Source organism: Microcoleus sp. B9-D4 (assembly GCF_036705105.1).
Classification (GTDB): Bacteria; Cyanobacteriota; Cyanobacteriia; order Cyanobacteriales; family Microcoleaceae; genus Microcoleus.
The window spans coordinates 113896-130382 of sequence record NZ_JAUBTS010000005.1 but is presented as its reverse complement, the minus strand read 5'-3'; the positions used below and the strand labels follow the sequence as shown (position 1 = coordinate 130382).

The following is a 16487-nucleotide window of genomic DNA, read 5'->3' as shown; positions in this document are numbered from 1 at the left end:
ATACAGCCCTCGCCAAGACAGTAGGATAGAAAAAATATGTTTGAACGCTTTACAGAACAAGCCATTAAAGCAATCATGCTAGCCCAAGAGGAAGCGCGACGCCTCGGTCACAATTTTGTAGGCACCGAGCAAATTCTTCTGGGGCTCGTCGGCGAAGGCACTGGCATCGCTGCAAAAGTATTACTGGATATGGGCCTCAATTTGAAAGAGGCGCGCAATGAAATCGAAAATATCATCGGTAGAGGTTCTGGGTTCCTCCCGCCGGAAATTCCTTTTACGCCCCGCGTCAAGCGGATTTTTGAGACGGCGCTGAACGAAGCGCGGCAGTTAGGCCACAATTACATCGGCACCGAGCACATCCTGCTGGGGCTGATTCAGGACGATGAAGGGGTGGCGGCGAAGGTGCTGCAAAACTTGGGGATCGATCGCCAGAGAGTCCGCACCCAGGTAATTCGTGCCGTGGGAGAAGTCGCGGCGGTACCTGGAGGTAGGGGAGATAGCGGCGATCGCAAAATCCCGACTTTAGAAGAATTTGGCACAAACTTGACCAAGTTAGCAGCAGCCGGCAAACTCGATCCCGTGGTGGGCCGCGAAAATGAAATCGAGCGCGTGATCCAAGTGCTCGGCCGCCGCACGAAGAACAATCCAGTGTTAGTAGGCGAACCGGGAGTCGGCAAAACAGCCCTCGCCGAAGGCCTCGCCCAGCGGATTGTCAATAGAAACGTCCCGGAAATTTTAGAAGACAAACAAGTAATCAGCCTCGATATGGGTTCGCTGATTGCTGGTACAAAGTTCCGAGGCGAATTTGAAGAACGGCTAACGAAAATCATGGCCGAAATTCGTGCTGCCGGCAACATCATTCTGGTCATTGATGAAATTCACACCTTAGTCGGTGCAGGCGCAATTCAAGGCAGCATGGACGCCTCCAATATGCTCAAACCAGCCCTTGCTAGAGGCGAATTGCAGTGTGTCGGCGCCACTACCTTGGACGAATATCGCAAGCACATCGAGCGCGACGCTGCCTTAGAACGCCGCTTCCAACCGATCAAAGTCGGTGAACCGAGCGTGGCTGAAACAATAGAAATATTGTACGGGTTGCGATCGGCCTACGAACAGCACCACAGACTGACGATTTCCGATGCAGCTATAGAAGCAGCGGCTACACTGTCAGACAGGTACATTAACGATCGATTTTTGCCAGACAAGGCGATCGACTTAATTGACGAAGCAGGTTCCCGCGTCCACGTCTTGAACTCGCAAACCCCGCCCGAAGTTAAAGAACTCAAAAAACAACTTCCGGCTGTTAGCAAAGAAAAAGATGCTGCGGTACGGGAGCAAGACTTTGACAAAGCTGGCAAATTGCGCGATCGCGAATTAGAAATCGAAGCCGAAATCGCCGCAGCTACTATCAACAAAAGCCAGATCAGAATCTCTCCCATCGTCACCGAAGAAGACATCGCCCACATCGTGGCTAATTGGACGGGAGTACCAGTCAGCAAGCTGACAGAATCCGAATCGGAATTGCTGCTGCACATGGAAGATACTTTGCACCAGCGCTTGATCGGTCAAGAAGAAGCTGTCAGCGCAGTTTCTAGGGCTATCCGTCGCGCACGGGTAGGCTTGAAAAATCCCAATCGCCCGATCGCCAGTTTCATCTTTTCCGGCCCCACAGGCGTCGGCAAAACCGAACTTACAAAAGCCCTGGCCACTTATTTCTTCGGTTCCGAAGAAGCCATGATTCGGTTAGATATGTCCGAATTCATGGAACGCCACACGGTTTCCAAACTCATCGGTTCGCCTCCCGGTTACGTTGGCTACGACGAAGGTGGCCAACTAACAGAAGCAGTCCGGCGCCGTCCTTACACGGTCATCTTGTTCGACGAAATCGAAAAAGCTCACCCGGATGTCTTCAACATGATGCTGCAAATCTTGGAAGACGGCCGCTTAACTGATGCTAAAGGTCGGACAGTAGACTTTAAGAATACACTGCTGATCATGACCTCAAACATCGGTTCGCGAGTGATTGAAAAAGGCGGCGGCGGTCTCGGTTTCGAGTTTGCTGAAAGTGCCGCAGACGGTCAGTACAACCGCGTTCGCAGCTTGGTAAACGAAGAACTGAAACAGTTTTTCCGTCCCGAATTTATCAACCGCTTGGATGAGATTATCGTCTTCCGCCAGTTGAACAGGGAAGAAGTCAAGCAGATTGCGGACATCATGTTGCAGCAAGTCTTCAGCCGTTTAACCGAACAGGGTATTACTTTGTCGGTGACGGACCGATTCAAGGACTTGTTAGTTACAGAAGGCTACAATCCCAGCTACGGTGCCCGACCTTTACGCCGCGCAATCATGCGGTTGTTGGAAGATGTACTGGCTGAGGAAATGCTGTCTGGGAAGCTGAAAGACGGCCAAAAGGCGATCGTTGATGTGGATGAAAACGGTCAGGTTAAGGTAGTGCCCGATGGTTCATCTGAGCCGAAATTGCCCGAATTCGCATTAAGCCATTAATGCGCTCTAAAAACGAATAAATACTGTTGATTAAAAACCCGGTTTCTCGGAGAAACCGGGTTTTTAATTAAATAATACCCGTTAAAAAAAAGCAAGTTTAGGCACGCTCCAAATCCTTATATAATCAGTCATATCAAATTCGGTAGCATCGGAATTATTCCTCTCTGTATTCTCTCCCTCTGCGTTCTCTGCGCCCTCTGCGGTTAAATCATTCCGATACAACCGGAAACGATATCATTCCCAATTCTAAAATCTAAAATCTAAAATCTAAAATCTAAAATGGTATGAGTTATGACTCTATTATCCCAACACATTATCTACAGCAATTTCTACATCTGGAAAAGCAAGAATTGATAAAACCTGACCCCGCTGAAATCTTTGAATATTTTGGTATCCCGAAGGAGAAGGTTCGCGATAAACTACTACACATTGCTCGTTAATATCTACCTGCCAAACTTCTACAATATTGTCTTCGGCATAAAGAGGAATTTTGATATTTCTGTCAGTTTCAGCGGTTGCATCCGCCACTTCCACAATTAGTAAAATATCCTCAGACTGAGGATGTCCCGATTCGTAAAAATCATCGCGCCGTCGCAGTAAGGAAATATCCGGTTCAGGTTCCGAGCGATCGTCCAATTCTACCGGATCTTGAACTCCAATGGTTACTCTCGATAATAAGCGGATATAGAATAACTCTGTCAGACGCTTGACATGAGATGTATGCCTTCTACCGACGGCGGCCATTTGAACGATTTCTCCTCGAATCAATTCAACTTTATCATCTTTTGTCAAGATGCCAGATTCAATCATCTGATGATATTCTTTTACTGTGAACAGGCGCTTCATAAACTGAGTTGTCATAATTTATTTATTTGGCGCTCCTTTTAGTTGCCCTTTTTCTGTTTCATCGCCTTTGCTGCTTTCACAATCTCAAATCGCGGCGCAAAAAAAGGAATTTTTACCTATTGATCTTAGTTTGCTTTTAAGGTATATTTTAGATAATGGGAGTAGTAACTTAATTTTTAAAATTGCCACTATTCCCATTATTAAATAATACATTGTCAAGCTAACAGTGTCAAGCTTTTTACCCAAAAAAAAAAGGGCGATTTTTCAAAACTTCATCAACAAATAATCATAGGGTTAGGGTTTTGGTAAACCCACCCTAACCACCCAACAAAAGTTGATTAAGGGAAAATTTAATCCCACGATTGCAATTGTACAACCCAATGCTGCACGACAGCAGAAATGCGATCGCGCCGCGTTTCAAAAGTAGCAGCAATCCAGATAAACGCAATGCCAAAAGCCAAACCAATTGCCCATTTAATCAGCGGATAATCGAAGATTAGAACCACCAACTGATAGAAAACATTGATAAAAAAAATTCCCGTTCCCACAAACAAAAACGCCCGAACTCGCAGCGCCAAACCCGCTGCAATCGCCACCAAACTAAAAGCTGCCGCAACTAAACCGTGGCTTTGCTGAGTCAAAAGAGGCATCCCGCAAATCAGCGCCGTTGCGAGCATTCGTAGAGTGTGGCGTAGCGGTTTTTGTGCGGGTAATTTGAGAGTGCGATCGAACTGAGTAATATAAAGGAAAGAAAGCCCCAAAGGAGTAAAAAACCACTCCGGCTGAGTCAATCCTATTTCCCCAAACCACCGCAGCAATATCCAGTCAATTATCGCCACACTCACATAGGTACAACGGACTTCCTGCCTTTCCCAAGCTAGGAAAACATAGAAGGCGGCAGCTATCAGCAAGCTAATCGGATAAAACTTAGCCGGACTTTCCAAAATAGTAACTATTGGAATCAGCGAAGCAATTACCTGCCAAGGTTTTTTTGACCAACCCCAGTTGTCCCAAGGCAAAATGTAAATGAAATAGGCAAATAGAGAAGCGAGGGCAACTTTCCAAGGCCCCAGCGGCCCGGAAATATACTTAACTAAAGGCGTATTGATCCAATAAAGCCGGATGCCAAAGGCTTCTAGCCAGCCCAAGTAAATCCAAATTTCTGCCCATTGGCGATCGAGATTATTTCGCCCTTGCAAGAAAGCATATTGAACTAATAAAGCACCAGTGACTAATCCTAAACTTATACCGGATTTAATATCATTGGCAGAAGCCCAAATCAGCAGCAAACTGCTCAAAGCCCAGTGCAGGTGAGCAAATATTTTTAACTCTGCATTAGTTAAATGTAAATAATTGCTGAGCCAAGGAGATAAAATGCGATAGATATATGTTAATGTTGTGCCGAGAGTAGCCAGGACAATTAAGCCATCTCCAAAATCTCCTCCTGGTGTTTGAAAAAGTTGATAGAGTAGCGATTCGTAAGCAGCAGCGGACACGCCAATTAATCCTAAATAAACCAAAGGTTTGAATTCTGGCTCCCGCCTACCAATACCGATCGCAATTAAAGACGCACCCAACACAGTTAAACCAGTCCAATTCGTCAAAGTGTGCGATCGGAAAGTTAAACCCAATACCCCGTAAACCAAAGGTATAAAATGAATGCTAGGTAAAATTGTTGGATCGCGGTGGCGGCGCCGCCACACATCGCCCAATAATTGCGTAGACAACCCGAGAGCGATATTAGCAACTGCTAAATTAATCGTAGTGCGATCGACAAAACTCAAACCGACTGCTGTCAACAACTCCAAACTCCAAGCCAAGGCATAAATTGCCAGAGGGGAAAGTTGGCGTAAACTTCGGAAAATAATCGCAGCCATTATCACCAAAATAGCAGCCAAAACTTTAGCCGAGGGCGGGAAACTCAAGCTACTGCCTGCGTAGAGTTCATAGGAATAAAAAGTAATAGTTGTTAACAGTAAGCCGGCGAGTAAGATTGCCCACCCATCTAAAGCTCGATCGTAAATTTCAGCTAATTGAGAAGACTCAGGTAAACGGCTGGAAAAACGAACAATCATGCTGCGAAGCAACCACAGACACAAAAGAGCGATCGCCCCGGCAATTCCCCAATCCCAACCCGACACAAAACCTAATTGATCAATCACCGCAGCTACGAAACTCAAGCCCAACCCCACTCCAATCGCAGCCGCTGGTATCTCGACTAAATAGTAAGTATTGACCAACATTAATCCGGTGGCAACCCCCAAACCAATTAACCGATATCCCGGAAAAATAAAAATTAGAACTTGGGCAACTATTAAAGCGATCGTACTAAAGGTACTGGCAACTTGTTTGTGAGGAACCTCAGTATATTTAGCAACAGCAGTCAAAGCCAAAGGAGTCGCCAGCCAGAGCAACCTCCACTGAGGGCGATAAGTGGCAGTACCCGCAATCACATAATTTTGCAACAAGACAAAGCTAAATCCTGCTAATACTAAGCCCAGATACCAGGAACTTTGGAACCATGCAGGATGCCAGCGTAAAAAGGCAGAGTTTTCTTGGGAATTTGCCGCTTTCATCCAGACAAAAAATACCCATTCACTCGCCATAAAAATTAATAAGATTGCCGACCAAATATTGGGTGTCTGGTTTGGGAAAAATAAGTCAATTGCCGAAGCGATCGCGCCTAAACCCATAATGTGAGTTATGGGAACCAAAATTGCCGGATTTCCCTGTTGTTCAGTCGCAGAAGCCGGGCTCGAAACTCGCCGGGAATTGTCGGGAATTATGTATTTCCAAGTGATCCAACCTAAAATTAAAGTAGAGACTAATAAATTGAGAGATCGCCAAAACGGATTGACAAAACTAATAACAGTTAAAACACTCCCCAAACCGAGAGCAAGGTTTTCGCCAAAACTGGCAAGTTGAAACTTTCGCTTGCGGTAGAGCAACTGCGCCGCACTTACCATTAACATTAAATAAGGCAACAGCAGAACACCCCAAAAAGCCCAAGGAGTTTCCTGGGAGTTTGTAAGCTGAGTTAAAAATGCCACAAATTGTGTTTTAATCCCTAAAGGAAGCAGTCGCCAAAACAGCCAAATACTCTGAAGTGCCACCGCCTCCAGCATTACCAAATCAAACTCTTGCCAAAACCGCACTAAACGGTTATAAAAAAACCAAACAGCCAATCCGCTAACTGCGATCGCCTGTAGCGGAATGTCCCGAAAACAAACCAGCCACCCCAAACCCAACAAACCCATTCCCGCTAATTGCCATTTAAAAAAATTGCTGGGATTTGGCCGGTCGGATATATTGTTTTCAATAGTCCCAGATGTGAGGGGGTGCTGCCAATCTAGCCATCCTAAAAGCACGCCACAAATCGCCAAAGCTAAACCCATTTCAGCGATATTTACATCCTTGACAAATATCGCTCTACCCAGTAAAATTCCTAACGAATAAGCTACTAAAGCTGCTTTTTTGTAAGTCAGAAAATCTCTGCTCAAACTGAAAGCAGCGGGGAATGTTTCAGTATTTCCCCCACGTTGGATAGATTGCAATCGTTGTTGCTGAATTTGATAAACTGTAGTAGCAGCAGTTCCCACTGTACCCACATAAACCGCAGTAAGGGCAAAGCCTGCCAAGGCCCACCAAGAGTGCAAATAACTCAATCCCAAGTGATTTAGGGCGATTGATCGAGTGATGTTTTTTCCTGAACAGCTTTGATATTGATATTTGATAATCCGGGCAGTTATCCAAGTCAAAATAAGTGCCGCTGCGATTGCTACCGCCCAATCCCAAGGATACCGCCACAATCCAAAAGTATCCATTGCCCAAAAATTGATCGGCACTAGCAACAGCGTCACTTCTTGCAAAGTTTGAGCAGTCAAGTGCAAATTCTGCTGTCTGTTTGCCCAACTGCTAATCGCCCAAAAAGTTAAAGTATAAGCTAACAAAACTCCATATTGTCCGGCGGCAGGAAATCTTTCCCACTGACTGGCAGCTAAGACTCCAGAGGAGACAACTACCATGAACACTCCTAAAAACAACAGCCACACCACGCTAATTTCTGCCATTAGCGAGTGCAAAATTTGAGCGATAAAATTAGGGGTTTGAGTAGTTTCTGTGGGCCTAGCAACGCTTTCTCGGCTGCTAGGTACTGCTTTTTGCGTTGATAAGGCAGGTACTTTTGGCTCGGCAATAGGATCTCGCGGGTTTTCAATTTCAGAAAAATCTACAGCGGGCTCTCTGATTGGGCAGACTAAATACTGTCGGCACAATTCCTCAACCTCAGCGGGCGAAAGTAAACCTAGCCGCAGCCACGCATCTAAACCTGTCAACAACTCAGGATGCGAGGCTAAGACGCTCAATTCAATTTTGCTTGATCGATCTTTGGGAGACGACATTGGCTTAAACTTGTACTAAGTACCTTCAAGCTATAGCCTAGATTAATGTCGAGCGAACATGGCAACATTCCGCCATCGAAATTGGCACAATAAGTATTTATGACTAAATAGCTGTCGCAGCCAGTGTCAATCGGTGAAAAAATTCCGCTGATGGGCCTAAACCAGCGTACATCAGCGGTGAAAAACTCCCAATTAGGAATGAGAATTAAATAACTTGCATTTTTTGTAGGTTGTGCCCGTGGCACGAAACCCAACCCCACGCTTGATTGTTGGGCAGAGTGAAACGGAGGGTTCGTGCCACGGGCACAACCTACGGAAGTTATTTAATCCACGATCATTAGGACACAGCAGCGGTTTTTTTACCGATGATCGACATATTTCAACAAAGTGTCCACACTAGCATTGTGATCTATGAAAGAAAACAAATGTTTGAAGAGGAGTTTTCCATCTGCATCCAAAACAAACTGAGCAGGCAAAGGAGCACCCAAAGCCTGACCGACTTGATAAGCCCGAAAAACTTGACAGCCTGGATCAGAAAGCAGAGGCATTTTCAAGCCTAAATCTCTAACCACTATTTGGCTTTGGCGATCGTCGGTACTGGCAACCATCAATAATTCTATATTGCGATCGGCAAATTTTTCCCAGTTTTCATTCAAAGCTTTAATGTGAGGAAAACAGAAAGGGCAATATTGCTTTTCTGTAAAAATCCGCGTAAAAGCCAGAATTACCGGTTTATCGCCCCGATAATTCGACAGCCGCACCAATTTGCCATTATTAATATCCGGCAATTCAAAATCTGGCGTCCTCTGTCCCAGGTTCAGAACATTAGTCGCCGGAACAGGCAATAAATTTTGGAAAAACCGCTGATTTAACAAGCCGCTAAAATTAGTAGAAGTCAGCATATTTCCTACTTGGGTAATTGCTAATTGCTAATTAAAAATCCGGTTAAACGAATGCCCCAGCAGGTAGGGACACTCCAAGATCCCAAGGCGTGTCAACAAACACGTTAAACCCATAGTCCGGCAGGGGTTTCAACAAGAGCCTCAAAGCTCAAGTCCTCGCTATGAGGACTAAAGAAATGGGTAACACCTCATCAGTCCTCTTGAGAGGACTTTAGCTATTAGACAGGGACTTCAGTCCCTGGCGGGCTTTCGGCTTAAGTTGACACTAATGGGCATTGGCGTGTCCCTACACATATAATCTGCTTAAACCGCAGCAAAGAATACCTTAGACTTGACCGGATCGGGAGTCATGGTCTTGTCACCGGGCTGCCAGCCGGCGGGACAAACTTCATCGGGATGAGACTGGACGTGTTGGATAGCTTGCAGAGTACGGAGAGTTTCGTCCACGTTGCGGCCGAAGGCAAGATTGTTGATAGTAGAGTGTTGGATGATGCCTTCTTTGTCGATGATGAACAGACCTCTGAGGGCAATGCCTGCTTCTGGGTCGAGGACGTTGTAGGCCGAACTAATTGTTTTTTTGAGGTCAGCAACTAAGGGATAGTTGAGGTCGCCAACACCGCCAGATTTGCGGTCTGTTTGTATCCAAGCGAGGTGAGAGAATTCACTGTCCACGGATACGCCGAGGATTTCGGTATCGATTTTCTTGAAGTCCTCGAAGCGATCGCTAAATGCTGTAATCTCAGTCGGGCACACAAAGGTGAAGTCCAAGGGGTAGAAGAACAGGACTACATACTTTTTGCCTTTATAGTCGGACAGTTTAACTGTCTTGAATTCCTGATCCACTACGGCTGTTGCTGCGAAATCGGGTGCAGCTTGACCAACCCGGAGGCATTCACTGGTCATAGATTTTGTTTCCTTTTTTACGAACTGTTACAAATATATCATACTCATAACGACTACAAGTATGTTCTAGAGAAATCAAAAAAAAACGCTCTCAAATTTGAGAGCGCAATTTTTTGGATTAAATAATGGCTCAGGCGGGATTTGAACCTGCGACCTTGGGCTTATGAGTCCCCTGCGCTAACCACTGCGCCACTGAGCCAAATCTACTTCACGATTTACTATCGTAGCACGGTAGGGCTAGCTATGTCTTCTTTTCAAGCAACACTATTTCTAATGACTTCCAGTAAAAGTTATGAGTTTTGGTAATCATTCAAAACCCATAACTTTCGACCATTCGTTACCGAGAAGCGCTGGACGCATCGTCGGGCAGTAAAGCCATTGGGTTGATAGCACCCTGTCCGGCGGGATGAATTTCAAAGTGCAAGTGCGGCCCGGTACTAAAGCCGGTGCTGCCCATTTCTGAAATCTGTTCCCCTTGAGCGACTCTCTGACCCTTTTGCACCAAAATCCGGCTGTTGTGGGCATAGACAGTCTCAGTGCCGTCAGGATGGGTAATTTCCACCAGATACCCGTAGCCGCCGTCGTTCCACTGAGCATAGGTAACCACCCCGTCTGATGCTGCCACAATTGGCGTGCCGATCGGCCCTGCAATATCAATTCCTTTGTGCATCCGTCCCCACCGCCAGCCGTAGCCGGAAGTAAGAACGCCCTTAGACGGCCAAATAAACCCGTTAGCCGACTGTTGTTTGCCGTTAGGCAGATAGGTATCAGGGCTCGAAAGAGGAGGCAGTTCTGGAGAAACCATGCGTCCCAAAGACGGGTTGCTTAGGGGATCGTAACCGTCGGCTCCCAAAGGAGCAGTTGCTACCACAGGCCCCTGCCCAGCAGAGGTCGGCGTCAGGTTGATCGGTTGCAGTTCCGCTGCGCGAGCCGGGTCTAAACGCTCTTGCTGCTGCTTCTGAACCTGCTCAGACCAGGCTCTCGATGGCGGTCTGCTGATTTCATTCTGCACCGCCTCAGTATAGTCGGGGGTGTAGAGATATGGATTGACACTTGGCATATCCTCAGACGGGTTGACCGAGGGCCCGTCATTGGGAGCCAGGGACACCGCATTGGCGCCGATCGAATTGCGCGAGGCACGATATTCCTCTCGCAGCCTGACAACTTCTGCCCTCAAGCGTTCGGAATAAGGGTTGAGAGCTTGTGCGGTGGGGAGAGCCTCCGAATTCGACTCTGGTACAGCGCTAGTTGGATCGGCATTTGAACCCTGGGCGCTAGTATTTCCCACGAAGCTGATCGGCTGCGGGTATTCTCCCGTAGCGATGGCGGTAGCAGTTGCACTGGCTGGCGAGGGCAGGGCACTGGTGTCAACTGCACCTGTAAATGTTGGTTCGCCTTGAAGATCCAGCTTCCGTGGATCGCTAATGGTTTGGGAAACTTGAGTCAGCGGAATGCTGTTAATTTGGGGAACCATCGGCGCTGAAATATTGTTCAGACCTTCCAGGTTCTCCAGGGGAGAGACAACAGGCACTTTGGGCACGGGTGCTGCAACGCCAGCACCGGCTATTTCCGAGGTAGACGAGCTGGGGTTCAAAGATGCGGGAACCGAACTCGCCGCCCAGACAGATGTAGAGTTGGAGGCAGAATAAGATGCTGCAGCCTCCACCCCTGGATTTTTAAACCCAACTTGGGGAATTTTGAGCCGTTGATTGACATTCAGCAAGTTGGGGTTGCCGAGCTTGTTGACGGAGATCAGATCTTTGGGCGATACGCCGTGACCTTTGGCGATCGCATCTACCGTATCTCCCGGACGCACGCTGTAGAGAACCTCAGCCGGCGCGGCGGTACTTCCCGCAGGGGGGACTAGCACAGCCGAGGGCAAACTGGGTGTTGCCAAAGACTGTTCAATTGACTCGAATGCTTGATCGGGCGATGCTGCTTGACCTCCCCCGGAATTGGGAATTACAGGTGTGGCATCGAGGTCAGGAATAGTTGTCCCACTTGCATATCCGGGGGAGGTCAGCGTCGGTGCTGACTCCGGCAAAAATGCCGCCGATGTAGATGAATTTGCTCCCCCCTCCGACCCGAACATAGTTCGACCCGATTCTGTGGTGCGGTTTTCCTGTTTTTTCAAACTGTCGATCGCCCCGTCTGCATTCGGGATGTCGATCGAACTTTGTTCCGGTACCGTCGTGACCAGCGGGGTCGCTGCGGTTGATGGCAGCGCTGTCATTGCTGCACTATCCAATGGCTCGGAGCCAGTCAGATTTAACTCTTGTTCGGGATTGACCGTCGCTGCGCGATCTAGCGAAGCCGATGTGCTATAGCCGGCGTTCTGTTGTGGTGTGGCTTCCGTCGCAGTCGGAATTCTAAGCTGTTGGCCAACTTGGAGTATGGTATCGGGTTGGATGTCGTTGGCAGTTGCTAGTACCAACGGTTCTACTTCATAATCCCGAGAAAGCTCCCAAAGGCTTTGCCCCTCCTGCACCTTAACCGTCGCCGGCTCAGAAGGTGCTCCTGGCTGTTGGGCCCTGGAACCGTCAACTTGTGCGGACGTAGCGGGCCCGTTGGCCGATACTGGCTGTACTTCAGCGGTGGATTCTGATGTCGGTGCGAGTTCAGACGCGCGAGCGCTGTCTCCATTTCTCGGTAGCAGGATGCCAGAAGCACCTACCGATATTGCCAGCCCGATCGTGGCGAGAGAGCGAACTCTGCCTGTGCTGAGCGTTGTCTGTTTTGATGGTTCCGCAGAACCGTCTCTGTCGATTTCACTAGCCTGAACAGGCTTAATTTGGGGATATGTTCGTTTCAAAAAAACGACCTCCTACTGAGAAGCGCTAACTGTCCTTGGAAACACTCAAGGGGATCGCATGACGCTGAATTTAAATCAACAAGCAAAAATATTCTGATTGTTGACAGCTATCATGCTTAGGCCAGATTACCTTGCTTTTTAAATTTAGACAAGCTCAAACCGTCATAAATTTTAAAATTCTCGGTCAAACCTGCTGCAATTAACCCCACAAGCCTTACACCGCAATAGCTGGAACGAATACATAAAATCTTCATTCCCGTAAGGCTCTGAACTCTCACCTATTATCAGACTTTAGGCTAATTTCCGGACAACCTACAACCGTATATTTACTAGATATAGTGTTCAGACCCAAGCTGGTACTCGCTGACGCCCTAAATCGCTAAAATCCTCTGTTTTTGTTGCTGAATCCTCTTGGGAGTAATTTGGTGTTGCTGATAACAATCTGTTTTTGAATGAATAAAATATATTAATGTCGGCTATCTAGATTTTCACCCCTTTGATACAAATTTCTTATATTAAAATGGAGACTTGGCAGCCTCCACCAGCTATTAAATATCTATATATTTATGTGTTGATAATGATTTATCCCAGCTCCCCCAACTGTCGTTTAGCCTCAAATAAACCTACAGCGGCGCTGACGGAGAGGTTCAAACTCCTGACTCCAGGCTGGCTCATCGGAATAAAAACTGTGGCATCGCAGGCATCCAAGACGAATTGGGGAATGCCTACAGTTTCCGAGCCAAACATCAGCCAGTCGCTGGGCTGAAATTGGAATTGCGCGTAATTGCATCGCCCGCCAGTGCTGAATCCGATCGATCGTCCCCCCCGCTGCTCCCGATAGGCCAGAAAAGCCGCTAAGTCTTCGTGGCAGTGGAGATTGACGTAGGGCCAGTAATCTAAGCCGGCCCGTTTCAGGTAGCGATCGCTAATTTCAAACCCCAGCGGGCCGACTAAATGCAGTTCCGTGCCTGTGGCAGCGCAAGTGCGGGCGATATTGCCAGTATTCGGGGGGATTTGCGGGTGAATCAAGACAAGTTGGGGCATGAAGCTAATTAAAAGCGTAAAATACAGCTATTGGGAAATTTATCAAACTACCCACAGGTAGATATACCTTATAGCTTTTATTTATAACCTTTGTCGAGATCCATTGATTAAATATTCTGATTGGTTTTTGGGAGGTGCTCTGCAACTTTTGACAATCAAGCATCCAGGATACAAGCCCCCAGATTCATTCCGAAAGCAGACTCAGGATCCAGAAATAAAAAACCTGTATCCGATGAAACTTGCCGAACGTATTTATCCGTGGGGTCGCCTCTAAAATCTAAAATCTAAAATCTAAAATCTAAAATCGATTGACCGGGAGGTTCGGGCTATTTGTATTGGCTGAGTACGCATAGCCACGGGGCTAGTGAAAGCCCCCCTTATCATAACGGCGGATACTTCAGGCAACTAACTGGGCGCACAAGTTGTCTTCTAGCTCCCATTCCTGATGAGCCATGCCATCAATTCCTTGGAGAATAATACTGCGGGTGTCCAAACCGCCCTCGTGTAGCTTCAACCACTGCTGGGCGGTGTTGCCTTCCCGGAGAATTTTTTTCAGAGGTGAGAGAAAGCAGCTAAAGCCACGTTTTTTGGCGAAAGGCCAGACTTCTCGGTAAATTTCCTCAATCCAATCTCGTGCCAGAATAGTTCGGCCGTCTTGCCAGTGGGTGAGTTCGGCATCCAAACTTTGGCCAGATGCAGCAATTTCGTTGGCGTCTGTGAGGGCAACTAAGTCTTGGTTGCGGGTGGCCGCCGGCAAGGTGCTGAGTTCTAAGGGGTCTAAGCTGGGGTCTTCCATCATCTGCCAAATGCGAGCTTCTAGCAAGGCAGTGATCGCTAACAAAGCTAGAGGATTGACTTCGAGGTCGCAAATTCTCAGTTCGAGGCGGTTGAGACAGTAGGGGCGACGATCGCCATTTGGGCGCACTGCAGACCACAAATGGCGGACGTTTTGCATAGTACCGAGTTCTAGCTGTTCTTCAGTCCACTGAATGTAATGCTTGTGACTTTCAAACAGGGGAACGATGGCGGGAGTTTTGGGAAACAAACCCCACCGAGTCGAATGATAGCCCGTGACTTCGCCGTCGAGGAAGGGGGAAGAGGCGCTCAAGGCAAGGTATAGCGGTGCTTCGACGCGGGCGAGGCGGATGGCGCGCATCAGCATTTCTGGTTGGGAGATGCCGATGTTGATGTGAATGCTGGCGGTGACGACTTTGGTGCCGTAGGTTTGCTCGATGTAGGTGTGGTAGGGGTTGTTGGGATCGGATCGGTAAAATCGATCGCTCCCTCCGAGAGACAAGGTACTTCCCGGCAGCAAGGTATAGTCGCCCAATTGTTTGAGATACTCGCGCAGCCGGACTCGCGGCTTGACTAAGGCGCACAACAGGCGATCGTAGCTGCACAGCGGGGCGGTCGTGTACTCCACATTGCGGCTATCAGGCTCCCGCACAAATCCCTCTAGATCGGCGACTATGCGATCGGAGAGACCGACAACCTCACCTTCGGGAGTGCCGGTATACATTTCTACTTCAAAGCCTTTTGATAGCAGCACGTTTGTTCCTCAGCTAAGTTGAGTGCTAGTTTCTAGTATCCCAAAAATTGACCTGTTCATACTATATTCCACTAGGTAGAGTTGAAATTTTTCGCGACTGGCACTGAAACGGGGTTTTTCGGCCCCAGCAAGTTTGAGCGTTTGTGTGTTAGTTGCGGGCCCGCCACGACAAATACTCCCCTCGCAAAGAGTTTCCGAGGCGGTTTTAGAGTCAGAAAGGCTGTTTGTTCGATCGCGCTTGTGTTTGATTCGGTATTGGGGGCGATCGAACTTGTGGTGAATAGAACCCACTCCTGCCTCAGTTCCACATCTATTTTCTGCCTTGAGGGGGATAGCCGCAGATATATCTTGGGTGCGATTCTAAAAGAGGGATCTGCAATATTTTTGAGCTATTATTAACCCCTAAAAATCCCTGTGAAAGAGCAAGAAAGAACCCCTCCCAATTTTTGGAATATGCTAAGCAATTTAGCCTTAGTCCGGTTTTTGCTTTTATTTGCTTCTGGTTGGGCTGGACTGCAACTTTTAGCTTACTTTGAAACAGCAGTCGCGGTTTTCACCATTGCTGCACTCGTGGCTTTTTTGCTCAACTATCCGGTGCGAACTCTCCAGAGATTTTTACCGCGAAGTTTAGCTGTCGCCTTCGTTGTCCTGCTCACCATTTTAGTTTTTGGCGGTCTCACCGTCACTGTAGGCGTCACTCTTTTATCTCAAGGACAGCAATTAATTGACAGCATGACTGAATTTGTGAATGCTTTAGCGCCTCTGTCCGAGCGCATCGAAGCATTTTTGCGAGCAAGAAACCTGCAAGTTAACCTGCGAGTTATTGAGGAACAACTGCGAAACCAAGCTTTGGCCGGAGTTGTATCGAGTATTGCTTTTTTACAAGTATTTTTAACCAATTTATTGAATTTAATATTAATTATGGTAGTGGCTTCTTTCATGTTACTTGATGGAGAGAGGCTGTGGCTGTTAGTTCTCAAATTTATACCTCGACACCTGCACAGGCGTTTAAGTATAACAATAGAGAAAAACTTTTTAGGATTTTTTCAGGCACAAATCCTATTAATGTTATTTTTGACAACAGCAAGTTTTTTAATTTTTCTGCTGTTAGATGTGAAATTTCCCTTGATTTTAGCCTTTATTATCGGATTGTTTGATTTAGTTCCAGGGATCGGAGCGACGCTGGGAATTAGCTTAGTTTGTTTTATTGTATTGTCTCAAAATGTGTGGCTAGCTTTAAAAGTATTGGCAGCTTGCATTGTTTTACAGCAAATTCAAGACAACTTTATTCATCCGAGACTCATGCAAAATTCCCTTAACCTGAATCCGGTAGTGGTATTTTTTGCACTGTTAGTCGGAGCAAGATCAGCAGGACTTTTAGGTATATTTCTGGCGATTCCGCTAGCGGGAGTTATAGTTAGCTGGTTTGACATTGAAGAAATGCAAGCGGAAGGTTAATTGATGCAGCCCTCCTATTTTATATCCAATCCCGCTGGAAAATTCGGTTTTAACTTACAGACTAGAAG

The 16487-nt window shown here is 47.2% G+C and carries 10 protein-coding genes and 1 tRNA gene; 2 read left to right on the top strand and 9 right to left on the bottom strand.

The genetic code is table 11. The features are described 5' to 3' along the window. The first annotated feature begins 36 nt into the window (after positions 1-36). Positions 37-2505 (top strand): ATP-dependent Clp protease ATP-binding subunit, encoded by a 2469-nt coding sequence (locus QUB24_RS04740; RefSeq protein ID WP_333151153.1) that lies wholly within the window; start codon positions 37-39, stop codon positions 2503-2505. A 300-nt stretch (positions 2506-2805) separates the two neighbouring features. Here the strand turns inward: QUB24_RS04740 and QUB24_RS04735 are convergent, their stop codons facing one another. The 9 genes from QUB24_RS04735 to QUB24_RS04695 form a co-directional block, all read right to left on the bottom strand. Beyond that, on the bottom strand, positions 2806-3366 hold the full coding sequence (locus tag QUB24_RS04735; protein ID WP_333151151.1) for a Uma2 family endonuclease: 561 nt from the start codon (positions 3364-3366) through the stop codon (positions 2806-2808). A 335-nt stretch (positions 3367-3701) separates the two neighbouring features. After that, positions 3702-7751, bottom strand: coding sequence for a hypothetical protein (locus QUB24_RS04730; RefSeq protein WP_333151149.1), 4050 nt, complete (start codon positions 7749-7751; stop codon positions 3702-3704). Positions 7752-8110: 359 nt separating this feature from the next. Then, positions 8111-8653: a redoxin domain-containing protein gene (locus tag QUB24_RS04725; RefSeq protein ID WP_333151147.1), complete on the bottom strand. Its 543-nt coding sequence runs from the start codon at positions 8651-8653 to the stop codon at positions 8111-8113. Between the two features lie 303 nt (positions 8654-8956). Continuing rightward, positions 8957-9556: a peroxiredoxin gene (locus tag QUB24_RS04720; protein ID WP_015178160.1), complete on the bottom strand. Its 600-nt coding sequence runs from the start codon at positions 9554-9556 to the stop codon at positions 8957-8959. A gap of 126 nt (positions 9557-9682) precedes the next feature. Continuing rightward, positions 9683-9755 (bottom strand) — tRNA-Met (locus QUB24_RS04715). Between the two features lie 138 nt (positions 9756-9893). Then, on the bottom strand, positions 9894-12368 hold the full coding sequence (locus QUB24_RS04710; protein WP_333151145.1) for a peptidoglycan DD-metalloendopeptidase family protein: 2475 nt from the start codon (positions 12366-12368) through the stop codon (positions 9894-9896). A gap of 582 nt (positions 12369-12950) precedes the next feature. Then, positions 12951-13412, bottom strand: a complete 462-nt coding sequence (locus QUB24_RS04705; protein WP_332983637.1) for a tRNA (cytidine(34)-2'-O)-methyltransferase — start codon at positions 13410-13412, stop codon at positions 12951-12953. 397 nt (positions 13413-13809) lie between these two features. Next, positions 13810-14961 (bottom strand): glutamate--cysteine ligase, encoded by a 1152-nt coding sequence (gshA, locus tag QUB24_RS04700; RefSeq protein WP_333151143.1) that lies wholly within the window; start codon positions 14959-14961, stop codon positions 13810-13812. A 9-nt stretch (positions 14962-14970) separates the two neighbouring features. Next, positions 14971-15252, bottom strand: a complete 282-nt coding sequence (locus tag QUB24_RS04695; protein WP_333151141.1) for a hypothetical protein — start codon at positions 15250-15252, stop codon at positions 14971-14973. Between the two features lie 123 nt (positions 15253-15375). Between QUB24_RS04695 and QUB24_RS04690 the strand changes: the two genes are divergently transcribed. Continuing rightward, positions 15376-16419: an AI-2E family transporter gene (locus tag QUB24_RS04690; protein ID WP_333151139.1), complete on the top strand. Its 1044-nt coding sequence runs from the start codon at positions 15376-15378 to the stop codon at positions 16417-16419. The last annotated feature ends 68 nt before the right edge of the window (positions 16420-16487 follow it).

Excerpts from the sequence above, each read along its gene's own strand:
- QUB24_RS04740 (WP_333151153.1), top strand. The coding sequence starts at position 37 with ATGTTTGAACGCTTTACAGAACAAGCCATTAAAGCAATCATGCTAGCC.
- QUB24_RS04735 (WP_333151151.1), bottom strand. The coding sequence starts at position 3,366 with ATGACAACTCAGTTTATGAAGCGCCTGTTCACAGTAAAAGAATATCAT.
- QUB24_RS04730 (WP_333151149.1), bottom strand. The coding sequence starts at position 7,751 with ATGTCGTCTCCCAAAGATCGATCAAGCAAAATTGAATTGAGCGTCTTA.
- QUB24_RS04725 (WP_333151147.1), bottom strand. The coding sequence starts at position 8,653 with ATGCTGACTTCTACTAATTTTAGCGGCTTGTTAAATCAGCGGTTTTTC.
- QUB24_RS04720 (WP_015178160.1), bottom strand. The coding sequence starts at position 9,556 with ATGACCAGTGAATGCCTCCGGGTTGGTCAAGCTGCACCCGATTTCGCA.
- QUB24_RS04705 (WP_332983637.1), bottom strand. The coding sequence starts at position 13,412 with ATGCCCCAACTTGTCTTGATTCACCCGCAAATCCCCCCGAATACTGGC.